The sequence below is a fragment of the Phenylobacterium sp. genome, assembly GCF_030654915.1.
In the GTDB taxonomy this organism is placed as follows: Bacteria; Pseudomonadota; Alphaproteobacteria; order Caulobacterales; family Caulobacteraceae; genus Phenylobacterium.
Window position 1 is genome coordinate 1 of the sequence record NZ_JAURWM010000088.1, and the last position, 21,343, is coordinate 21,343.

19 protein-coding genes are annotated in these 21,343 nt (G+C 66.1%); 13 read left to right on the forward strand and 6 right to left on the reverse strand.

Annotation, left to right across the window (positions count from 1 at the left end):
* The 6 genes from Q7T84_RS04245 to Q7T84_RS04270 all read left to right on the forward strand — a co-directional run.
* Nucleotides 1-786, forward strand: a 786-nt coding sequence (locus Q7T84_RS04245; protein ID WP_304806455.1) for an MFS transporter, incomplete at its 5' end; no start/stop codon positions are given.
* A 14-nt stretch (nt 787-800) separates the two neighbouring features.
* Entirely contained in the window at nt 801-3,257 is a 2,457-nt protein-coding gene (nirB, locus tag Q7T84_RS04250) for a nitrite reductase large subunit NirB (protein ID WP_304806456.1), read from the forward strand.
* Nucleotides 3,254-3,592, forward strand: coding sequence for a nitrite reductase small subunit NirD (nirD, locus tag Q7T84_RS04255; RefSeq protein ID WP_304806457.1), 339 nt, complete (start codon nt 3,254-3,256; stop codon nt 3,590-3,592). The genes nirB and nirD overlap by 4 nt, the downstream gene beginning before the upstream one ends.
* 3 nt (nt 3,593-3,595) lie before the next feature.
* Nucleotides 3,596-6,262, forward strand: a complete 2,667-nt coding sequence (locus Q7T84_RS04260) for a nitrate reductase (RefSeq protein WP_304806458.1) — start codon at nt 3,596-3,598, stop codon at nt 6,260-6,262.
* A complete protein-coding gene (gene cobA, locus Q7T84_RS04265) occupies nt 6,252-7,034 on the forward strand; it encodes a uroporphyrinogen-III C-methyltransferase (protein ID WP_304806459.1) in 783 nt (260 codons plus the stop codon). Before Q7T84_RS04260 ends, cobA begins: the two co-directional genes overlap by 11 nt.
* Nucleotides 7,031-7,546, forward strand: a complete 516-nt coding sequence (locus Q7T84_RS04270; protein WP_304806460.1) for a nitrate reductase associated protein — start codon at nt 7,031-7,033, stop codon at nt 7,544-7,546. The genes cobA and Q7T84_RS04270 overlap by 4 nt, the downstream gene beginning before the upstream one ends.
* 36 nt (nt 7,547-7,582) lie before the next feature.
* Here Q7T84_RS04270 and Q7T84_RS04275 read toward each other — a convergent pair whose 3' ends face one another.
* Together Q7T84_RS04275 and Q7T84_RS04280 are read right to left on the reverse strand one after the other, a co-directional pair.
* Entirely contained in the window at nt 7,583-8,587 is a 1,005-nt protein-coding gene (locus tag Q7T84_RS04275) for a patatin-like phospholipase family protein (protein ID WP_304806461.1), read from the reverse strand.
* A 435-nt stretch (nt 8,588-9,022) separates the two neighbouring features.
* Entirely contained in the window at nt 9,023-9,802 is a 780-nt protein-coding gene (locus Q7T84_RS04280) for an outer membrane beta-barrel protein (protein WP_304806462.1), read from the reverse strand.
* 574 nt (nt 9,803-10,376) lie between these two features.
* On the opposite strand from Q7T84_RS04280, the gene Q7T84_RS04285 reads away from it, so the two are divergent.
* The 5 genes from Q7T84_RS04285 to Q7T84_RS04305 all read left to right on the forward strand — a co-directional run bounded on the left by Q7T84_RS04285 (nt 10,377) and on the right by Q7T84_RS04305 (nt 16,393).
* Nucleotides 10,377-10,781: a host attachment protein gene (locus tag Q7T84_RS04285; protein ID WP_304806463.1), complete on the forward strand. Its 405-nt coding sequence runs from the start codon at nt 10,377-10,379 to the stop codon at nt 10,779-10,781.
* Between the two features lie 111 nt (nt 10,782-10,892).
* On the forward strand, nt 10,893-11,186 hold the full coding sequence (locus Q7T84_RS04290) for a DUF1971 domain-containing protein (protein ID WP_304806464.1): 294 nt from the start codon (nt 10,893-10,895) through the stop codon (nt 11,184-11,186).
* Between the two features lie 308 nt (nt 11,187-11,494).
* Nucleotides 11,495-12,451, forward strand: coding sequence for an AraC family transcriptional regulator (locus Q7T84_RS04295; protein ID WP_304806465.1), 957 nt, complete (start codon nt 11,495-11,497; stop codon nt 12,449-12,451).
* A 103-nt stretch (nt 12,452-12,554) separates the two neighbouring features.
* A complete protein-coding gene (locus Q7T84_RS04300) occupies nt 12,555-14,741 on the forward strand; it encodes a TonB-dependent receptor (protein WP_304806466.1) in 2,187 nt (728 codons plus the stop codon).
* Nucleotides 14,741-16,393 carry a tannase/feruloyl esterase family alpha/beta hydrolase gene (locus Q7T84_RS04305; RefSeq protein ID WP_304806467.1) on the forward strand — a complete coding sequence of 551 codons (1,653 nt, stop codon included), beginning with the start codon at nt 14,741-14,743 and terminating at the stop codon, nt 16,391-16,393. The genes Q7T84_RS04300 and Q7T84_RS04305 overlap by 1 nt, the downstream gene beginning before the upstream one ends.
* A 77-nt stretch (nt 16,394-16,470) precedes the next feature.
* Here the strand turns inward: Q7T84_RS04305 and Q7T84_RS04310 are convergent, their stop codons facing one another.
* From Q7T84_RS04310 to Q7T84_RS04320, 3 genes are all read right to left on the reverse strand, one after another.
* Nucleotides 16,471-17,268, reverse strand: a complete 798-nt coding sequence (locus Q7T84_RS04310; RefSeq protein ID WP_304806468.1) for a thioesterase family protein — start codon at nt 17,266-17,268, stop codon at nt 16,471-16,473.
* A gap of 63 nt (nt 17,269-17,331) precedes the next feature.
* Complete coding sequence (locus Q7T84_RS04315) at nt 17,332-18,033, reverse strand: SDR family NAD(P)-dependent oxidoreductase (protein ID WP_304806469.1); 702 nt, start codon at nt 18,031-18,033, stop codon at nt 17,332-17,334.
* The gene (locus Q7T84_RS04320) at nt 18,030-18,533 is read right to left on the reverse strand and encodes a helix-turn-helix domain-containing protein (RefSeq protein WP_304806470.1); all 504 of its coding nucleotides are present in this window, start codon (nt 18,531-18,533) and stop codon (nt 18,030-18,032) included. The genes Q7T84_RS04315 and Q7T84_RS04320 overlap by 4 nt, the downstream gene beginning before the upstream one ends.
* A 119-nt stretch (nt 18,534-18,652) precedes the next feature.
* On the opposite strand from Q7T84_RS04320, the gene Q7T84_RS04325 reads away from it, so the two are divergent.
* Nucleotides 18,653-19,882 (forward strand): multidrug effflux MFS transporter, encoded by a 1,230-nt coding sequence (locus tag Q7T84_RS04325; RefSeq protein ID WP_304806471.1) that lies wholly within the window; start codon nt 18,653-18,655, stop codon nt 19,880-19,882.
* A 62-nt stretch (nt 19,883-19,944) separates the two neighbouring features.
* Nucleotides 19,945-20,733: an SDR family oxidoreductase gene (locus tag Q7T84_RS04330; protein WP_304806472.1), complete on the forward strand. Its 789-nt coding sequence runs from the start codon at nt 19,945-19,947 to the stop codon at nt 20,731-20,733.
* A 61-nt stretch (nt 20,734-20,794) separates the two neighbouring features.
* On the opposite strand, the gene Q7T84_RS04335 is transcribed toward Q7T84_RS04330, so the two are convergent.
* Complete coding sequence (locus tag Q7T84_RS04335; protein ID WP_304806473.1) at nt 20,795-21,130, reverse strand: hypothetical protein; 336 nt, start codon at nt 21,128-21,130, stop codon at nt 20,795-20,797.
* Nucleotides 21,131-21,343: the final 213 nt, after the last annotated feature.

A 21,343-nucleotide genomic window follows, 5' to 3' on the forward strand; every position in this document is an offset into this window, starting at 1 on the left:
AACTCGGGCACCGCCCTGGCCGCCCTGTTCGCGCCTAGCCTGGCTCAAGCCTACGGCTGGACCAACGTGATCGGCCTGGCCTGCCTGCCGCTCGCGGTCGCCCTCGTCACCTTCCTGATCTTCGCCAAGGACGCGCCGAACCCGCCGCCGCCCAAGGCGCTGACGGAGTACCTCGACGTGCTCAAGACTCCGGACGCCTGGTGGTTGATGCTGCTCTACAGCGTGACCTTCGGTGGTTTCGTGGGCCTCTCGTCCTCGCTCACCATCTACTTCAACGCCGAGTACGGACTCAGCCCCGTGACGGCGGGCTTCTTCACCGCGGCCTGCGTGTTCGGCGGTTCGTTCCTGCGGCCGGTGGGCGGCGCGCTGGCCGATCGGTTCGGCGGGGTCCGCACCTTGACGGTGGTCTACATCCTGGCGGCGCTCGGCCTCGCACTGGCCAGCTTCCACGCTCCCAATGTCTGGCTCGGCTTCTCGGTCCTGCTCTTCAGCATGATGGCGCTCGGCGCGGGCAACGGCGCGGTGTTCCAGTTGGCGCCTCAGCGGTTCGGCAAGGAGATCGGCGTGATCACCGGCCTGGTCGGCATGACCGGCGGCGTCGGCGGCTTCTACCTCGCCGCCAGCCTCGGCTGGGCCAAGCAGGCGACGGGGTCGTACCAGGCCGGCCTGCTGGCCTTCGCCGCCCTGGCCCTGGTGGCGCTGACTTGCCTGACCGGAGTCAAGGCGCGGTGGCGCAAGACCTGGCCCGCCGCGGCTGACGCCGCCGGCTCCCCCTCGCGCGTTTGATCGGAGACACCCTGATGGCCAAGGAACGACTGATCGTCGTCGGCAACGGCATGGCCGGTTGCCGGGCGGTGCAAGAGGTCTTGAAGCGCGATCCGGGGCGTTACGAGATCACCATCTTCGGCGCTGAGCCGCGGGTGAACTACGACCGCATCATGCTCTCGCCGGTGCTGGCCGGAGAGAAGACCTTCGCCGACATCGTGATCAATGACGAGGTCTGGTACCGGGACAACGCCATCACCCTGCACGCCGGCCGGGCGGTGCAGGCCATCGACCGCGAGGCGCGTATCGTCCGCGCCGAGGGCGGGCTGGAGGTCGGCTATGACCGGCTGATCCTGGCGACAGGGTCTGATCCGATCCGTCTGCCGCTGCCGGGCGGTGATCTGCCAGGCGTCGTCACCTTCCGCGACCTTGATGATGTGGAGGCGATGGTCGCCGCTTCGGGCCAACCTGGCGCCCGGGCGGTGGTGATCGGCGGCGGCCTTCTGGGCATCGAGGCCGCCTACGGCCTGGTGCGCAGGGGTATGGCGGCCACGGTCGTTCACCTCGTGGATGTCCTGATGGAGCGCCAACTCGACGCCTCGGCGGGCTTCCTGCTGGCCGACGCCCTGGCGGGCAAAGGGGTCGCCACCGAGCTGGGCGCGGTCTCCGAAGAGATCGTCGGCGTCGATGGCCGCGTCGCCGGTCTGAAGCTCAAGGACGGCCGCACCTTGCCGTGCGACCTCTTGGTCATGGCGGTCGGCATTCGCCCCAACACCAGCTTGGCCAAGGCGGCGGGGTTGGAGGTCGGGCGCGGCCTGATCGTAGACGATCAGATGCGCACCTCCGATCCCCGCATCTCTGCGGTCGGGGAATGCGTCGAGCATCGCGGCCAGTGCTACGGTCTGGTCGCCCCGATCTGGGAGATGTGCAAGGCGCTGGCCGCCGGTCTGACCGACACCGCTGGGGCCTACGAAGGCTCGGTGCTCTCGACGCGCCTGAAGGTGTCGGGTGTCGACGTCTTCTCCGCGGGCAAGTTCGCGGGCGGCGAGGGATGCGAGGACATCGTGTTCCGCGACGCAGGACGCGGGGTCTACAAGCGCGTGGTGCTCGAGAACGGCAAGGTCGCCGGAGCCGTGCTGTTCGGCGATGCGGCGGACGGGGCCTGGTACTTCGACCTCATGCGCCAGAGCGCCGAGGTCGCGGACATCCGCGAAACCCTGATTTTCGGTCAGACCGCCACGGAGGGCCTTCGAGGTCTGGACCCTAGCGCGGCCGTTGCAGCCCTGGCCGACGACGCCGAGGTTTGTGGCTGCAACGGCGTGTGCAAGGGCGCGATCACCGGGGCCATTGTCGCCCAGGGCCTCAGCACCCTGGACGAGGTGAAGGCGGTGACCAAGGCTTCGACCTCCTGCGGCTCCTGCACGCCGCTGGTTGAGAAGCTGCTGATGCTGACGCTGGGCGACGGCTTCAAGGCCCAGACGGGGCCAAAGCCGGTCTGCGGCTGCACCCACTATGGCCACAGCGAAACCCGGCGGCGGATCGTCGCCGAGGGCCTGAAGTCGATGCCGGCCGTCATGCAGGCCCTGGAGTGGAGCACCCCCGACGGCTGCGCGAGCTGCCGGCCCGCCTTGAACTACTATCTGATCTGCGCCTGGCCCGGCGAATACCGCGACGACAAGCAGTCCCGGTTCATCAACGAGCGGGTCCACGCCAACATCCAGAAGGACGGCACCTATTCCGTGGTGCCGCGCATGTGGGGCGGCATGACCAACTCCGACGAGCTCCGCGCCATCGCCGACGTGGTCGACAAGTTCAAGATCCCCAGCGTGAAGGTCACCGGTGGCCAGCGGATCGATCTGCTGGGCGTCCAGAAGGACGACCTGCCGGCGGTCTGGGCCGACCTCAACGCGGCCGGCATGGTCTCGGGTCACGCCTACGCCAAGGGCCTGCGTACCGTGAAGACCTGCGTAGGCACCGACTGGTGTCGGTTCGGAACCCAGGACTCCACCGGCCTCGGCATAAGGCTCGAGAAGTTCATGTGGGGTTCCTGGACCCCGGCCAAGGTCAAGCTCGGCGTCTCGGGCTGCCCCCGCAACTGCGCCGAGGCGACCTGCAAGGACATCGGCGTGATCTGCGTCGACAGCGGTTACGAGATCCACGTCGGCGGCGCCGCCGGCCTGCACATCCAGGGCACGGAGTTGCTCACCAAGGTCGCCACCGAGGAGGAGGCGATCTGGACGATCTGCGCCGTCACCCAGGCCTACCGCGAGGAGGGCTGGTACCTGGAGCGGATCTACAAGTGGATGGCTCGCGTCGGGTTGGACAGCATCCGCGCCCAGGTCGAGGACCCGGATCTGCGCCGGGCCCTCCACGACCGCTTCGCCTATTCGCAACGGTTCTTCCGCGTCGACCCCTGGGCCGAGCGGGTGGCCGGCCGCCACTCCGACGAGTTCACCCCCCTCAGCCGTCGCATGGAGTTCGCCCCCGCATGAACGCGCTCGTGAAAGACCCGATCGCCTGGACCGATGTCGGCGCGGTGACCGACATCCCGCTGCGCGGCGCGCGGCGCGTGCCGACACCGGGCGGCGGCGTGGCGATCTTCCGCACTGGAGACGGACGGGTGTTCGCCTTGAAGGACGCCTGTCCACACAAGGGCGGCCCGCTCAGCCAGGGTATCATCCACGGTCACGCGGTGACCTGCCCGCTGCACGCCTGGTCCATCGACTTGGCCACCGGCGAGCCTATGGGGGCCGATCGTGGCAAGGGCTGCGCGCCGGTCGTTCCGCTGGAGGTCCGCGAGGGCCGCCTGTTCCTGGGACGGACCTGATCCATGGCGGGCGGCGCTGAAACCGGCAAGAGCACCTGCCCCTATTGCGGGGTCGGTTGCGGGGTGTCCGGCCGCGCCGACGGACGGAGCCTGACGATCAAGGGGGATGAAGCCCATCCCGCCAACTACGGAAGGCTCTGCTCAAAGGGCGCTGCCCTGGCCGACACCGTGGGGATGGACGGGCGACTGCTGTTCCCGACGATCCGCGATCGCCGTGCGACCTGGGAAGAAGCCACGGCGCTTGTCGCACGCCGGTTCTCCGAAACGATCGCCAGGCATGGGCCGGACTCGGTGGCGTTCTACGTTTCCGGCCAGCTGCTCACCGAGGATTACTACGCCGCCAACAAGCTGATGAAGGGCTTCATCGGGTCCGGCAACATCGACACCAATTCCCGGCTTTGCATGGCCTCGGCGGTGGTGGCTCACAAGCTGGCCTTCGGCGCCGACCTGGTGCCGGGCTGCTACGAGGATCTGGATCTCGCCGAGCTGGTGGTGTTCGCCGGGCACAATGCGGCCTGGACCCATCCGGTGTTGTTCCGGCGGATGGAGGCCGCGCGCGCTCGCGGCCAGCGCCATGTGGTGATTGACCCTCGCCGCACCGACACCGCCGAGGTCGCCGACCTGCATCTGCCTCTGGCGCCCCAGACGGACGTGCGGCTTTGGAACGGACTGTTGGCCGACCTGATCCGTCGCGGAGCGGTGGACCGCAGCTATGTCGCCGCCCATGTGTCCGGGTTCGCGCAGGTCGAGACGGCGCTGGCCGCCGACGACCAATCACCATCCGCCGTGGCCGCCGACTGCGGCCTGGCGCTGGCTGATCTCGAGCGCTTCTTTCAGATGTTCGCGCAGACGCCGCGGACCGTCAGCCTGTTCTCGATGGGCTCGAACCAATCGGCCCAGGGCGTGACCAAGGGGCTGGCGATCCTCAACGCCCACCTAGCCACGGGGCGGATCGGCAAGCCCGGCGCCTGCCCGTTCTCGATCACCGGCCAGCCCAACGCCATGGGCGGCCGCGAGACCGGCGGCATGGCCACGACCCTGGCCGCGCATATGGACTTCGACGAGACGTCCCGCGCGCGGGTCGCCCGTTTCTGGGGCGCGCCGCGGGTCGCCGAGCGTCCCGGCCTGAAGGCCGTCGACATGTTCGAGGCCGTCGCGGAGGGCAAGATCAAGGCGCTGTGGATCATGGCCACCAACCCGGCCGTCAGCATGCCGGACGCCGGCGCGGTCCGTGCGGCGCTGGCCGCCTGTCCGTTCGTCGTGGTCTCCGACTGCATGGCCCAGACCGACACCACTGCCTTCGCCCATGTGAAGCTGCCGGCCCTGGCCTGGGGCGAGAAGGACGGGACGGTCACAAACTCCGAGCGCCGCATCTCGCGGCAGCGCGCGCTGTTTGCGCCGCCTGGGGAGGCTCGGGCCGACTGGCGGATCATCGCCGATGTAGGCGCCGCCATGGGCCATGCCGATGCGTTCTCGTGGCGCGCGCCGGTGCAGGTGTTCCGGGAGTGGGCCCGGATGAGCGCCTATGAGAACGACGGCCGACTATTGAATCTCTCGGGCCTGGTTGGCCTCACCCCTGATGACTATGACGACCTGCAGCCTGTCCAATGGCCGGTGACCGCGCAGGGCGGCACGGCGCGGCTGTTTGTCGATGGTCAGTTCCAGACCCCGGACGGCCGGGCGCAGATGCTGCCCACGCCGGCGGCGGGCCCTGCCCAGGCGACCGACGCCGCCTTTCCGTTGGCGCTCAACACTGGGCGAATCCGCGACCAGTGGCACACCATGACCCGCACGGGTCAGGCGCCTGGTCTATGGCGTCATGCTCCCGAGCCGTTCGTCGAAATTCACCCGGTCGACGCCGAGGCGGTGGGGGTCAGGGAAGGCGCCCTGACCCGGGTGACGACCACGCGGGGCGAGGCCGTCGTACTTGCCCGCGTCACCGACCGTCAGCGCCCCGGCTCCATCTTCTTGCCGATGCACTGGACAGAAGCTTTCGCGCCGTCCGGCCGGGCCAATCCCCTGGTGGCCGCGCAGGTCGATCCGCGCTCCGGCCAGCCAGAGTTCAAGCATACGCCGGCCCGCGTGCGACCCTACCGCGAGACTTGGCGGGGGTTTCACATCTCGCGGGACGCCTTCGCGCCGCCGGTCCATCTGGATCTCGTCTGGCGGCGGATTCCCCATGAGGGATGCCACCTCCACGAGTTCGCCGGGCGCGGCGACGCCGATGAGCGGCAGGCCTTGGCCAAACTCTTGCTGCACGGCGCGGCGGGCGGCGCGCTCCGCTACGAGGACCCGGCCGCCGGCTCCCTGCGCGAGGCGTTCATGGACGGCGAACGCCTGGACAGGGTGCTGTTCACCACGACCTCCGGCGCCCTGCCGCCCCGCGCCTGGCTGACCGAGCTGTTCATGGCGGAAAGCCTGACGGCCCAAGATCGCGCCGCGCTGCTGATCGGTCGCGCGCCGGGCCGGGCGGCGGAAACCTCTCCGGTCGTCTGCGCCTGCCGCAATGTTCGCGCCGCCGTCATCGCCCGGGCGATCGAGGCTGGCGCCCATGATGTCGATGCGGTCGGCGACGCCACTGGAGCCGGCTCAAGCTGCGGTTCTTGCCGGCCTGAGATCGTCCGTATCCTGTCCGCAACACCCCGAACGGAGATCCTCGATGCAGCCTGAAGCTCGCCTCGGAACCGTGAAACTGGTCGGCGCCGGCCCTGGCGCCGCCGACCTGCTGACCCTGCGCGCGGCCCGCGCCATCGGCTCGGCTCAGGCGCTGCTCTACGACGCCCTGATATCAGAGGAGGTCCTCGCCCTGGCGCCCGCCGCCTGTCTGAAAATCCAGACCGGAAAGCGGGCCGGGCGGACCAGCATGAAGCAGGAGACCATCAATCGGCTGATGTTGCGCCTGGCCCGGCGCGGGGTCGATGTCGTGCGATTGAAGGGCGGGGATCCATCGATCTTCGGCCGGGTCGGCGAGGAGCAGGCTTTTCTCAACGAGCATGGCGTCAGCACCGAGGTCGTGCCGGGTGTCACGGCGGCCAGCGCGGCCGCGGCTCAGTTCGGCTTCCCGCTCACCCATCGCGGGGAGAGCCGGCGGCTGCTGATCTGCACGGCGACCGCGGCGGGCGGCGGGCTCGTCGAGGTCGGCCGAAGGAGCGTCGGCGCCGACACCACCCTGGCGCTCTACATGGCGCGGGATCAGGTGAAGGACGCCGCCAACCAGTTGATGGGCGAAGGTTGGCCGGGCTGCACGCCCGCCATCGCCGTCGAGAACGCGGGCCACCGCGATGCACGTGGCGTTCCGGGCACGCTCGAAACCCTGGCCGAGGCGCTCGACGCTGCAAAGCCGACGGGACCCGTTGTCATCCTGATCGGCGACGTCACCGCGCGGGCCGCCATCGCCAGCTTCGCCGACGCCTTGGTCCCCCAGTGGAGAGCCTTGTCATGAACGACGTCCAGTTGTTCGCCTTCGAGAGCGATTTCGTCAGTACGCTGCGCTGCGTCCCGATGGCCGTGCGCTTCAAATTGGATGCATGCGCGATCAAGCTCTCCCTGCGCCAGTGGAGCCGCTTCACGCGAAGTGATCGGCAGGATCTGTTGATGGCGCCCTGTGAAGCCCCGGCCGAGGTCGAAGCCTACCGTGCGGGACTGGTGGCTCTGATCGCGCTGCGGGCCGGCGAGCCTGCTCGCGCCTTGGTCGAGGCCGCGTGTGAGCAATGGAAGGACGCCCACAACGTGCCGGTGAGCGTGATCCATCAGGCGTACTCCGTCGGGCTAGCTGCGCCTAGTCGGTCCCAGTGGGCGCGTCTCACCGAGTTGCAGCGGTTCGTCCTTCTCAAGCTGACGCGCGACAAGCACGACAATCTGAACTTCGCCCCGGCGATGAGCGAATTTGGGATTGCCGAGGCCACGAGCCGCGCAGACCAGATGCAACCTTGGCTCCTTGGGGCCTTGGCCTAGTCCAAGCGAGGTGTCCACGAAGACATCGGCGCGACGTCAGCGATGCTCCGCCCCGCTCGTGGGATCGTAGCCGGGGGGATATTTTGACCACCGGTAGCCGCCGGCGGCGAGTTCGCGGCCGCGTTCAAATAGGGGGCGCATGTAATTGATGTCGAACTCGGCGGTTTTCGCGACGGTGAAGTCCTGCGGAATGAACGCAAGATTATAGTCCACATGATCGCGCGAAGCCGTCAGATACATCCGATTGAGATCTCCAAAGCCTTGGGTTTGAATCAGCGACGACACGGCCCGGTTGACGATGCTCAGGGTTCGGCGATCCACACTCGCCCACTCGGGATCCAGTCGCGAGTTCCGGATGATGTAAACCGACCGCTGCCGCTCAGCGCCCAGGGTGGTGGACATCGCGGCGAGGTTTAGCGTCGGAGGGTACATGAACACCTGTCGCGTCGCCCCGCCGTCGACATGCATTTCCTGGTAACGAACACCATCGACCGTCACGTCGAACATCACCGGCGGAAATGCGCCTGGGATCGCCGCCGACGCCAGGACGACCTTGCGAAATAGGGTGAGGGCCTCGGGATTCTTGCTGCTCGCGATAGCTCCCATGTTCCAGTAGACCGGCTCACGGGAGTCGAGGTTGGTGGTGCCTATCAGCAGCAGGCGACCCTTGGCGTACTCGGTCGCGATGGCGTCGAGCAGCGCGCGCGTGACGTACCTGTCCACCAGCTTCGACATCGGCCGGGTGTCGGCCATGGCGTCGTCGAATAACGCCGCCGTCATGTTGCGCTTCTTGAAGATTTGCTGGTCGGTGACCGTCGTATAGGTCTCCAGCAGAACGGGATCGTACTCGGGACCGAGGAAGGCGAAGGGCGCGATGAGAGCGCCCGTGCTGATCCCTGTCACCAGCTTGAAGGTGGGCCGCTTGCCGGTTTCAGTCCACCCGGACAGAAGCCCGGCTCCGAACGCGCCATCGCCACCGCCGCCTGAAATGGTGAGGAAGGCGACAGGGGGAAGCGGACCGGTGTGGCCGCTCGCAGCCAACCAGGCGCGCTCCTTGTTGTAGGAACTCATCGCCTCGTCGACTAGGGCAGGGTCGTTTCGGTCAGGGAAAAACCGGGCGTTCGGAACGGACGCCTGCGCCTGAACGGTAAGCGCGCTTGGCACCGCCGACATCCGCGAAGGCGAGGCGCAGCCTGCGACGAGCCCTTGCATAGCCAAGACCAAGACGAGAGTGGCGCGTTTTAGAGAGCCCCATCGTGACATGTTCGTCTCATTCGAAGGTGCGATGCGAGGCTATCGAGGGGGCGCCCTGGCGAGCGGCTACACCATCGGGCGGAACCCGTAGAAAGCGCTTCGGATTTCCGCGCCGGTCGCGCGCTCTGATGAACCGTCATGCCCGGGCGAGGGCGGATGCCGAGATGGTCGCACTGCAACGATCTACTCGGCGCGCATCGCGTTTCTCTAACGTCTCGAGCGCTACCGAAATCCCGCGCGGATGAACAAGGCCGGGCCGCTAAAGTCGTAGTCGACGCTGGCGGTGTAGCGGCCCTTGTCCACGTCCAGGCCGTAGTCGACATAGCGGTAGGCCGCGCCGACCTCGATCATATCGGTCACCTTGTAGGCGATCGCGGCCTGGGCGTTGAGGATGCTACCGTCGTAGTCACCGATATCCAGGGACAGATAGTCGGCGCGCCCGGTGAGTATCAATCTCGGGGTTACTTCGTATGTCCCGAAAACGCCGACCGTAGGCATTGGGGCCAGGAAGGTTCGTTCCTGATTCTGCCTCCGCAGAATTCCGATGTCGACTTCCGCGTCGCCTTGCAGGGAGAGTTCGAAATTGGTGGCGTGCAGGCCGATCGCAGCGCCCAGTTCAGCACGGTCAGTGCGGATGAACGCGTATCCCACAGTGAGGCGATAGATGTCCGACTGCATCTTGCTGGACACCTCAACCCCGATGGGGAAGGTCGCGCCGTCGAAGTCCATGTCACGCTCGATCGTGCGCGAGCCCTGGCGGTCAAGGCCGTAGTACTCGCCCGCGATCACCCAGCGCTCGCCCAGGCGGGCGCCGGCATAGAGCGCCGGGAGCGTCTCGTTCTCGTCCATGTCCAAGTCGGATTCCATGTCGATCTCGGTGCCAGGCAAGCCGGGCCGGGAGACATTCACCGTGGTGTTGGCCTTGGGGAAATAGGCCGAAATCTCGATCCAGTATTTGTCGTTCAGCGCCTGGGCCGCAGCCGGCGACGCTGTCGAAGCCATCGCCAAAATGACCAGACCCGAAACGCGCCCGGCGCCGCTCACCATAGTTCCCATTGCAGTATAACCCCGCCATTGGCCGACGTTTCAGAGGCTGAGGGTCCGCCTCAGCAGGGCGCGCGGCCATGGGGTGTATCCCGGATGGGGACTGTTGCTATAGCTGAGGCGGGTTAGAGGACGTCAGGATCTCTTCAGCGCGTCCGCGCAAGATCTAGGCGGTGACTGCTCAGATATTTACCTGATCGCTTGGGTGAAGCAACAACCTAAGGTTTGGCCTAGCGGATCTCGAAGAACATCTTCGGATCTGAGGAGCGGTTCAAACAAATACTTGCCTTGCCCGCATCGACTGGGCGCCGAGGCCTGGCGGGTTGCGCTGCAAAGACTGCCGCCGCTCTGGTGGGGGCGGAACGGGTCGGGCTCGCCGGCATTACAGTCTGACCGTTGGTGCATCACCTGACGGGCGGTCCAACGCGGCGCGGCGAATAAGCGCGCTGACTGGACGCGGTCACGACATTCGATTGAGTGCAGGATGTCCCTGCCTAGGCGCCGCAACCTCGCGGCAATATCTGGAGTCTCCATGCAGCTTCCCAAGGGCGCTACCGTTGCCGTCGCAGATGGAGAAAAGTTCAACCTGTTCCGCAACACGGGTGACGAAGCTCGGCTTAAGCTGGCTCCCGTAGATCATGACTCGATCGACGCCGATCATCTGGGCTCCACACCGGGGCGTCATGGCAGCTCGGCGAATCCTGACGGCGGACAGGACAAGGAAGACGGCTTCTCGGCTGGCGTCGTCGAGCTTCTGAACAAGAAGGTTCTAGCGGGCCAGATTTCCGCCCTGCTGATAGTCGCCGCGCCCAGAACCCTCGGGGCCATCCGGCCGCTGTACCACGCCAAACTGTCAGAAATTCTCGTGGGCGAGATCGCGAAAGATCTTACGGGACATGCGTTGCAGGATGTCGAGAAGGCCGTTGCAGCGGCCTAGACGCTAGGCGAGGTTGGCGCGGGTTCGCCAGTACGCTCGGCGGCCTGCCCGTCGATCATCTTGCGGACCCTATCCGCCCCCATGCTGATGACATTCGAGGGACGGTTCGAGATGCAAGACGCTCCCCTATCAAGACCCTATCGCACCACGCCGGTGTTCGATGAGACCAGTCTGCCAGCGGCGCTCCGGCGGGAGCACAGGACCAAGCCTGGCGCTTGGGGCGTGATCCGCGTGTTGGAAGGCGAGGTGATCTACTCGATCATCGAACCGGCGGCAGAGCAGCGCCTGACGCCGGAACGGCCCGGTCTTATTCTGCCAGGGCAGGTCCATTTCGTCACACCTGTGGGGCCGATGCGCATGCAGGTTGAATTCTACGATCACTCCCCTGTCATGGCGGCAAACTGAAGATCAAGCTCGCGGGACAAGAGGTCGCTTCTCGGTTGTGGGGAGCGTCCGCGAGTGATGCCGCCGACGGCTCCCCCATCCTTGCCCGCGCCAGTCCACGGCGAGACGCCTGGGCGCGATCGGCAATTTGACTGCGATCGCCGAGCCTGGAATTGTCGGCTCTGGGCGCGAGCATAAGCCGCGCTTGGGGGAAACACGTGGAAGCCAGTCCGACCAGGGCCAGGATACCTCTGCTTGCGGGCGTCCGGGGCGCAGGGGCGCTTGTGCTCGGCGGGGTGGATCTGGACATCTTGCTGAGCAGGTCGCTCGTGGAACCGGGCGCGACGCACGTCACCGCCGATCAACATACCCTGCTCATGCTCAACAGCATCGATATGACCGGGGACGAAGCTCACGCCCTTGGCGCCGGGCGGCTAAATCACGGTTTCGCCTCGCTAGGGCTGCGGACCATGCTCAGCACCGCGACCCTGGGCGCGGCGCTAGAGGTGCTCTCGCGCTATTTCGCCACCTGTTCCTCAGTGTTCCGTATGCGGATCGACTATCGTGGAGATCTCGCCGAAGTGTCGCTCCGCGCGGAGGGGCGGGACGAGGCGAGGTGCGAGGTGCTCGAAGAGATCTGGTTCAACGCCCTCTACACGTTCATGTGCTGGTTCGTGGGCAGGCGACTGCCGGTGATGGGCGCCGTCGTCGCTCGGCTCGATCATCCGTCGGCGTACCGCGTGCACTGGGCGGCCAACGCGCCCTTGAGCCGCGGCGAGGTTAGTTCGCTCCTGTTGCCTCGCGCCTGCCTGCAGTGGCGGCGCCAGGTGCACGAAGTCGAAGAGCCGGTCTGGGAAGCGCTCCGCTTTTGGATGGACGATGACGTCGGCTCGGCCGCGGACGTTCAAACGGGTCTTCGCACCGTGTTTGGCCGCTTCGAGGCGCCAGCCCGTGCGAGGCTTGACGAAGCATTCGGTGACCGGGGCGTCGGTGATCGCCAGATGAGCCGCCGTATCAAGGCGCAATACGGCGCCACCTTCCGCGACCTCCGGGGAGATGCGCTGGTCGAGGTGGCCACACGCCTGCTGCAGATGACCGACATGCCGATCGACGAGATCGGGGCGCAACTTGGCTATGCGGAGGAACGTAGTTTCCGGCGCTTTCTGCGCAATCGCGCCGGGCAGACGCCGGCTCAGATTCGCCGGGCCGGGGGGCGGACCCCGCGCACTTCCGATCAGGCGGTGAGATCCCGAATTCACGCCTTGACCCGAAAGATGGAGCTCTAGCGATGTCCGAAATGGTCCCCTATGGGCGTCTCATCCTGACCTTCTAGCCGGCCGGTCGCGACGGTTAGGTCCCCCAACGATAAAAATCGGGGGAACCGCCGTCGTGCAGTCCAAATCCACACTCAGTTCGCAGGGCGCTCGACGTCCGCTCATTCACCTGTCGGTGCTGTTGGCGTCGACCTGTCTCGCAGGGGTGGCTGTCGCCCAGGAGGCGGCGCCCTCAGTCGACGAAGTGATCGTCACAGCTCAGCGCCGCTCTGAGTCGGTGCAGCAGGTCCCGGCCGCCATCACCGCGGTCAACGAGGCGATCATGCAGCAACGCGGCATCACCGATGTCAGCACGCTGCAGTTCGCGGTTCCAAGCCTGACCCTGGGGCGAAGCCTGGGGGTGACGCAGATCGCAATTCGGGGCGTCGGACGCAGCGTTGGCCAGCCCGGTGTCGCCATCAATATCGACGGGGTCTATCAGCCGCGGAACACGCCGATGGTGGTCGGGCAGTCCGACCTGGACCGGGTCGAGGTGCTGCGGGGACCGCAAGGAACCCTTTATGGACGCAACGCCAATGGCGGCGCGGTGAACTTCATCACCCAGGCGCCCACCGCCGAGTTTGGCGGCTACGTCCAAGCCAGTTACGCCACCTATGATGAGTATCGAATTCAAAGCGCGCTGAACCTGCCGATCAACGACCGGGTCCGCACGCGGTTGGCGGTCGATTACAACAGGCGCGAAACCGGCTTCGTGAAGAATGTCGCCGGCGGCGCCGATCTCGACACCGTCGACACCCTGGCCGGCCGTCTGCGGGTCGGGATCGACCTGACTGACAATCTCGACCTGGACCTCAATTTCAACGCCTTCCGCGGCGGCGGGGCGGGCGACTACTACGTGCTGACCAGTCTGCCCAGCGCGGCCGGCGTCGCGCTCAACCCCTTCATCGTCAACGCCATCGTGCCGCTCCAGTACTGGCGCACGAGCGCCAAGGGGCCGACCGACAGCCAGAGGGACTTTTCCTCGATCGGAGCCACGCTGAACTGGCGGCTCGACGCCTTCGACGTGAAGTCGATCACGGCTTACCAGAGGATGGACAACAAGTGGGACATGGACCGGGACGGCGTTGATCTCGCGGTCGTCGACTCCCATGCCGACGAGAGCTCCAGCACCTTTTCCCAGGAACTCGATATCTCCGGGACGACCGGCCCCTTCGACTGGGTCGGCGGGCTCTACTACATGAACGACAAGCACGCTCAGACGACCTATTTCGCCTTTAAGCTGGGCTTCGCACCGCTGCCGCCGAACTCCTTCCTGGTCCAGAGCATGCCGAAGTACCAGACCGAAGCCTATGCCGGCTTTGGCGACGTCACCTGGCGGCTTAACGACCGGCTCCGGCTGATCGGCGGCCTGCGCTACTCGAACGACAAGACCACGGTCGTCCACCGCAACTACATTGGCAGCATGATCACGGGCGCCACGCTGTTGGACACCTGTCCGACACAGCGCGACGAGTTGGAGTGGGACTCCCTGACCTATCGGCTTGGCGGCCAGTACGACCTGTCTGACAACAAGAACATCTACGCGACCACCTCGACGGGCTTCAAATCGGGCGGCGTCAATTTCTCGGGCTGCAACAACGCCTTCAATCCGGAGGACATCACCTCCTACGAGGGCGGCTTCAAGGGGCGATTCCTCGACAATCGGCTGACCCTGAACGCCTCGGCGTTCTGGTACGACTATTCCGACTTCCAGCTCTCGCAGGTGGTGGGGATCGCCGGGAGGATCACCAATGCGGCCTCGGCGCGGGTCAAGGGGCTGGAGGTGGAATCTGTCTGGAGCCCAGACGATCATTGGTCCCTGAATGGGAGCCTTGCGCTGCTTGAGGCGAAGTTCGGGTCCTTCACAAACACCGACTCCCTGAACGTGGCCTTGGGCCCACAGGACCTGAAGGGCCGCTACCTGGCGAACTCGCCGAAGGTCTCCGGCAATTTTGGCGTCGCCTATCGGACCGACGAAACCGAGACGGGGCGACTGACCGCTCGCGCCGACATCACCGCGCGGTCCAAAATCTACTTCCGGGAGTTCAACAGCCCTGAAGATGCCCAATCGGCCTACGCGATCGTCAACGTCAACCTGATCTGGGACAGCCCAGACCAAGCCTATCGGGTGAGGGTGTTCGCCAACAATCTATTCGATGAGGGCTACTGGACCTCAATGCTGGCCGTCGATGGCTTCGGGGCCCGGGCGGGATCGTTCGGAACTCCGCGCCAGGTCGGTGTCGAACTGCGGGCGGAATTCTGATGGCGCGCGCGAGACATCTCTCAGGCCGTGCCTGGTCGGGCCTTGGGGCGTTCGGACTGAGCATCGCATTGGCGGGGGGCGCCTCGGCGGCGTCCCCACGCGCGATCTGCGAGGCCTTGCAGGGACAGACAGTAGCCGCAGGGCAGATCGGCCTGCCTACGGCCGGCGCTCGCGTGACGTCGGCCCGCATGATCGACGCACATGCCGCGCGCGGTGTGGCGGCGCCGGCGCATTGTCAGGTGCGAGGTGCGATCGACCCGGTGGACAGCTCGGCTCCAGAAATCCGCTTTGCGCTCGATCTCCCTATCGCCTGGAACCACAAGGCCCTGATGATGGGCGGCGGCGGGTTCGACGGGGTGATCCCGGACACGAAGGGTCCAATGCTGGCGGAGCCGCTCGACCACGTGGTTCCGCCTCTGCTGCGGGGCTACGCCGTCTTCGCCAGCGACTCCGGTCACCAGGCGGTTCCAGGAGCCGCGCCCATTCCGGCCGTCGACGCGGCCTTCGCGCTCAATGGCGAGGCCCTGGCCAATTTTGGCGGTGCGGCCCTGAAGAAGACCCGCGACGTCGCTGTCAATCTGATCGAGCGGAACTACAGCCAGGCGCCCGAGCGAACCTACTTCGCCGGCGGTTCCAATGGCGGCCGCGAGGGTTTGCTTGTCGTCCAACGGTGGCCGGACGACTTTGATGGGGTCGTCGTGGCCTTCCCTTTCTGGAACGCTGGGACGACAGCGCTGACGTTCGGAGCGGTGATGAACGGCTTTGCGGCGCCGGGGGCCTATCTCCCGCCCGCCGGGCAAGCGCTCCTGTTCAAGGCCGTCATGGCCAAATGCGACGGACTGGATGGCCTTGCCGACGGCTTGATTTCCAATGTCGAGGCCTGCGACTTCGATCCTTCCAGCCTCAAGTGCGCGGGTCCCGCGAGCGATACCTGCCTGACCGATCCGCAGATCAAGGCGTTGCGCCGGTATGATGCGAAGATCAGCTACCCGTATCGCACCAAGGGGAGGGAGGTGTCCTATCCTGGCTTCCCCGTATTCGCGGGGGCCGATCTGCGCGGCGACCAGCAAATGGCCTCGACGCCGCCCGTGCATCCCGCCGCCGCGAGCATGCCGGTCATCGCTCATTTCTGGGATCAATTCGCACGCTTCGCCATCGCCCAGGATCCTGGCTTCAACCCCTTGACCCTCGATCCCGAGCATCCCGGGCGACACGCTGATCGGATCAACCAAGTGGTCGATCTCCTGGACGCGGACTCGGTCGACCTCTCCCGCTTCAAGGCGCGAGGCGGCAAGCTGATCCTCTATCACGGCCTTGCCGACCCTATCGTCAGCCCGAGGTCCACGGTCGCCTACTGGAGCCGACTGCAGGCGGCGATGGGGCCAGAGGCGGTCAGGGAGTTCGCGCGGTTCTACGTCATTCCGGGCTATGGCCATGGCCCCGCGGGCCTGGGCGCCTTCAATCCAGCTTGGGATGCGCTAAGCGCTCTGGAGAGCTGGACGGAAGAGGGTGTTTCGCCAGGGCCTCAGACGATCGCCGATGTCGGTCCGCAGCCCCGAAGCCGACCGCTCTGCGAATACGGAACATGGCCGAGATACCTTGGAAAGGGCGATCCCATGGCGGCAAGCAGCTTCCTGTGCGGGGGGAACTAAGCGGTACGAGTGATCGGGTCTGTCTCACAGGTGCTGAGGCCATCGACGCACTGACAGGCGGTCATGCAGACCGCCTGTCAGGCAAATATCGCGACGGTCTGGCGCATCGCCAGGACGGGCGCGCCCTGATCATCCCAGACCACCATATCTTGCGCCGAATAGCCGTTGGCGGCCGTCTGCGCCGTCGACCGCACAAGCCACCAACCCGACACGCTCCGAGGCGCATCCGACAGCACGTCGATAGACCAAGTCATGGTGCTGATCGGGCCGCCGCCCGGCGGAAAGTTGACGATCGCGGCGGGCGGCAACGCGTCCGCCAGGGCGATCAAGGGGGCCATGGTTGAAGGTGCGGCGCTATCGCGGTGCTTCAGCCAGACGACCATTTCGGGTTTCACGTCAGGCGTGAAGGGGCGGGCCCCCGCCGCAAAGCGGCTGTCGAAATGTTGCAGAAAGCGGCGTTGATCGCTGGGTTCAAAATAGGTTGGGCAGTCGTCCCAACTGGGAACTGGCGGCGCCGGCAGGTCGACCTGATCGAGCCGCGACGGGCGAGCGGCGCCGAAACATAGAAGGCCGCGCACGGCGAGGACGTCGTCGCCGTGGAGGTCCACGCTGTAAAAGGCGGCGGACTTGCCCCTACGCAGCAGCGTGGGTTCGATCCGCAGGCGCCCTCCGGCCGGTCCGACGAAGGCGAATTGGGCCGAGCGCAACGGCGGCAGCGCATCACCCACCCGTTGCGCCGCTTCCCAGCAAAGGGCGGCCGACAGTCCGCCGAAAGCGGTGCGTCCTTGGAGCCAGTCGTCAGGCAGGACCATCGAGAACGATCCTGCATCGGCCTCCATGGTCGACATCAAGCTCGCGAAATTGCTTCCCGACATATTCGGTTCTTTCAGGCTGGAGGGTAGGCGCCGCTTAGTTGGAGAGCGGCCGTTCGCGGTCGATCACCAGGTCTCGCCGAACGGCCGAATTTCCGCGAGGAACGACCAAGCGTCGCGTGGTTGGTGCGCGAGATGGAACACCTCGGCCGCAATGCTTGCCGGTTGGATGAAGACCTCGTCGGGCGCATCCTTGAAGCGTTCTCTCGCCCAGGGAACGTCGATGACCGCGTCGATAATGAGATAGGCGACGTGGACGCCTTGAGGTCCAAGATCGCGAGCGAGGGATTCAGCGAGTATGCGCTGAGCGGCCTTGGTCGGTGCGAATCCGGCGAAGGCGGGCTTGCCTCGCAGCGCCGACGTATTGCCGGTGACGATGAGCGCACCTTCGCCCGCGGCGATCATCGCCGGGGCCGTCAGTTGCGCGAGATGAAGCAGCGCGGTGGTGTTGACCTCGAAATTGCGCTGCAGGGTGGCCGGGTCGGTCTCTTGGAACTTGCCGAAAGCGCCGCCCACAGCATTGTGGACAACGACTTTCGGCGCACCGATTTGCTTGAGCGCGTCGGTCAGGGCGGCTCTGTCCGTCACGTCGCAGGGCACGGCGATCGCATCGGGGATTTCGGCCTCCAGCGCCGATAGGCGTTTGGCGTCCCGCGCCATCATGGCGACGCGGTATCCGCCTTCGGCGAAGCGCCGGACCAACGAGGCGCCTGTGCCGGGGCCTACCCCGGTGATGAGCGCGAGGGGTTTTGCGACGCCGTCGTTCACGACGCGCTCCCGACCGCGGTGCGCTCGAGAAGGGCGTGCACGGCGCTGTCCGCGCCGGGGCCGGGGCGGTACTTGACGCGTTCGCGCGCAACGGCCTGGCCCGTTTGGGGATCTACCAGAGCCAATCGCAACTCGCGGTCGGTGTCTCGGTCGACGACTTCGATTGTCGGCGCGCCGTAGCCAGACGCATCCCAACGGTCTCCCCACTCCCGCAGGGCCGCGATCACCTTCCAGAGGTCACGACCTTTCTCGGTGAGATGATAGGCGTCGCGTGGCGGACGCTCGCGATAGCGCGTCCGCTCGACGATCCCGTTCCGCTCGAGTTCCTTCAAGCGCGTCGACAGCGTGGTGTTGGGGATCTGCGTGCTGGCTTGGAACTCGTCGTATCTCGACAGGCCAAGCCCCAGGTCGCGCAGCAGCAGCAAGGTCCAGCGGTCGCCGATCATTTCCAACGCGCCGGCGACTGAGCAGCGCATGCCCGCAAAAGATTTCGCTTTCATTTGACGGCGTCCTTGTGGCTCTCATAATAGGAGTAATGATCCCAAGCGCCCCTGGCAACCGTTGATCGGGAGCCCGGCCGTGACAGCCTTGGGGTTCTGATCGAGACAAGGACATCGTGTTGGAAGCTCTTTCGGACACCGACCTTGGTCAGGCGCGGACGCGTCTGACGCCAGGCGCCCTCTTCCTGCTCGCGGGTCTCGCGGCCCTGGGGTCGTTGGCGACCAACATCATTCTGCCGGCGTTTCTGCAGATCGGCGCCGAGCTGAACGTCTCGCCGCGGGACCTCGCGCTCACCTTGAGCAGCTTCTTCGTCGCGTTCGCGTTCGGGCAGATTCTCGTGGGGCCTCTGTCGGACCGCTTTGGTCGTAAGTGGCTCGTGTTGGGCGGCCTCGCGACCTTCGTCGTCGGCTGCCTGGTCTGCGCTCTGGCCAGCGACATCTCCGTTCTTATCCTTGGCCGGATCATCCAGGCGCTTGGAGCTTGCGCCGCGTCAGTCTTGTCGCGAGCCATTGCGCGCGATCTCTTTGACGGAGAGGCCCTGGCGCGTGCGCTCGCCCTGACCATGATCGCGATGGCGGCGTCGCCGGGCTTCTCGCCGCTCATCGGCAGCGCGCTGAGCGGCCTGTTCGGCTGGCAGACCATCTTCGTGGGCGTCGCCGCGTTCGCGGCCGTTCTGGCCGGGTGCTACTGGAAGATGCTCGGCGAGACGCACCCCGTTGAACGCCGAGAGGCCTTAGGTCTTTCAGCCGTCGGGCTCGCCTACATTCGATTGGGGACCAACCAGCGCTTCATTCTGCCAGCCCTTGCCGTCAGCCTTGTCATCGGCGCGCTTTACACATTTTTCGCAGCAGCTCCCGCCGTTCTGATCAGCGTCCTGGGCCTGACGGGCCTGCAACTTGCATTCTATTTCGCAGGAACCGTCGTGATCGTCTTCGCCGCCGGCTTTCTGGCGCCAAGGCTCGCGCGGCGCTGGAATCCGGTCGCGGCTGGCGCGCTGGGCCTGGGATTCGCGGTCGCGGGGAGCGGCCTTATCCTCGCCTTCTCCGGGGCTCCGGACTTGGTCACCATCACGATAGGCCTGACGCTGTTTCTCTTTGGCATGGGGCTGATCAACCCGCTGGGCACCGCCATCGCGCTCCAACCCTTTGGACGCGAGGCCGGGATGGCGTCAGCGCTGTTGGGCTTCCTGCAGATGGGCTGCGCCGCCATCGGTTCGACCGGGGCGAGCCTTCTTCCCATGCCGCCGACCGTCTCGCTCGCCGCGATCATGCTGGGCGGGTCCCTGCTCGCCGCCGCCGTCTTCACACCCGTCGGGCTAAGGCGCCTCCAAATCAAGGCGGCGGCCTAGCTTTGATCGCAGCCAGTCCTCCGCCCCGGGCCATTAGGTCCCCCAGAGAAGAAAGCATCACAATGGTCAAGAAGCCTTCCGTCCTCATCACCGGCGCTTCCAGCGGTATTGGCGCCACCTATTGCGACCGCTTCGCCCGTCGTGGCCACGACCTCGTGCTGGTGGCCCGAGACGGAGCCCGGATGGAGGCCATGGCCGCCGATTTGCGACAGGAGACCGGCGTGGCGATCGACATTCTGCCCGCCGACCTCACCAAGCCTGACGAACTCGCCGCGGTTGAGGCGCGCCTGCGCGACGACGACAGGATCGGGATCCTGGTCAACAACGCCGGGGCCGGCCTGGGCGGGCGCTTCGTCGATCAGTCCACGGACGACGTCGCGCAGCTTGTAGCTCTCAACGTCACGGCGGTCGCGCGGCTGGCCAGCGCGGTGGCCCCGCGTCTGGCGACCGCTGGCGAGGGCGCGATCATCAACATTGGCTCGGTCGTTGGTCTGGCGCCGGAGCTGGGCATGAGCGTGTACGGTGCGACCAAGGCCTTTGTGCTGTTTCTATCCCAAGGCCTGAGCCTCGAGCTGGGTCCCAAGGGCGTCTACGTCCAGGCGGTGCTTCCCTCGGCGACCCGCACTGAAATCTGGGAGCGTTCCGGCGCCGATGTAAATGCGGTGAGCGCGCTCATGGACGTCGGCGAACTCGTGGACGCCGCTCTGGTCGGCTTTGACCGCCGTGAACCGGTGACCGTGCCGCCGCTGCCCAATGCCGCCGACTGGGACGCCTTCCAGGGCGCCCGACAGGCGATGCTGCCCGGCTTTGCTCAGGTTCATGCTGCTGAGCGTTACCGGAAGGGGGCCTAGCCAGCCGTCGTCAGAGCAGTGGTTCTGGTTCCTGGTCCAAAGACGGCAGGCCGCGCCTCCATCAGCCGAAGATGGCGTAGCCATCGAGCATGCGCTGAGTGATGGCCCAGAGCGACGTCAGCATGACCAGGCCCAGTGCGGCCGCGCCGGCGGCGAGGCAGATGGCCAGGCGGCCAAGTGAGGCGGACGCTGGCTCCCTCGCCGGAACCAACGAAAGCGCGCGGAGAAGGTGGCGCTGAACGAGAAAGATCAGCAGCCCGATGGTCGCATAGATCAGCGCCACGGTGAGACTGACGCCCAAGACCGAGCCGCCGCCCCCTGCGACCAATCCGTTGCCCGCGATCATGATCGCGTTCGTCCAGCACAGTGTCGCGACGAATAGGAAGAGGATGCGCAAGGCCGTCATACTCCCTATTGGTCGGTCAGCCACGGGCGCCCCCCTGCCCCCAGGTGGGCGGCGTCGGATCGGCGAAGAATTTTCTGAGGTCATCGCGTCTTCTAGCGTCTCCTTACTGACAGCCTGCATCCGCAGGAAAGCTCTGATCGGATCATGACACTCGAATGGCGCTGACGAGCGGCATCGAAATCGACGAAATGGCGCGTCGCTATG

Coding starts and splice junctions, on each gene's coding strand:
- nirB (WP_304806456.1), top strand. CDS start 801: ATGGCCAAGGAACGACTGATCGTCGTCGGCAACGGCATGGCCGGTTGC.
- nirD (WP_304806457.1), top strand. CDS start 3,254: ATGAACGCGCTCGTGAAAGACCCGATCGCCTGGACCGATGTCGGCGCG.
- Q7T84_RS04260 (WP_304806458.1), top strand. CDS start 3,596: ATGGCGGGCGGCGCTGAAACCGGCAAGAGCACCTGCCCCTATTGCGGG.
- cobA (WP_304806459.1), top strand. CDS start 6,252: ATGCAGCCTGAAGCTCGCCTCGGAACCGTGAAACTGGTCGGCGCCGGC.
- Q7T84_RS04270 (WP_304806460.1), top strand. CDS start 7,031: ATGAACGACGTCCAGTTGTTCGCCTTCGAGAGCGATTTCGTCAGTACG.
- Q7T84_RS04280 (WP_304806462.1), bottom strand. CDS start 9,802: ATGGCTTCGACAGCGTCGCCGGCTGCGGCCCAGGCGCTGAACGACAAA.
- Q7T84_RS04285 (WP_304806463.1), top strand. CDS start 10,377: ATGCAGCTTCCCAAGGGCGCTACCGTTGCCGTCGCAGATGGAGAAAAG.
- Q7T84_RS04290 (WP_304806464.1), top strand. CDS start 10,893: ATGCAAGACGCTCCCCTATCAAGACCCTATCGCACCACGCCGGTGTTC.
- Q7T84_RS04305 (WP_304806467.1), top strand. CDS start 14,741: ATGGCGCGCGCGAGACATCTCTCAGGCCGTGCCTGGTCGGGCCTTGGG.
- Q7T84_RS04310 (WP_304806468.1), bottom strand. CDS start 17,268: ATGTCGGGAAGCAATTTCGCGAGCTTGATGTCGACCATGGAGGCCGAT.
- Q7T84_RS04320 (WP_304806470.1), bottom strand. CDS start 18,533: ATGAAAGCGAAATCTTTTGCGGGCATGCGCTGCTCAGTCGCCGGCGCG.
- Q7T84_RS04330 (WP_304806472.1), top strand. CDS start 19,945: ATGGTCAAGAAGCCTTCCGTCCTCATCACCGGCGCTTCCAGCGGTATT.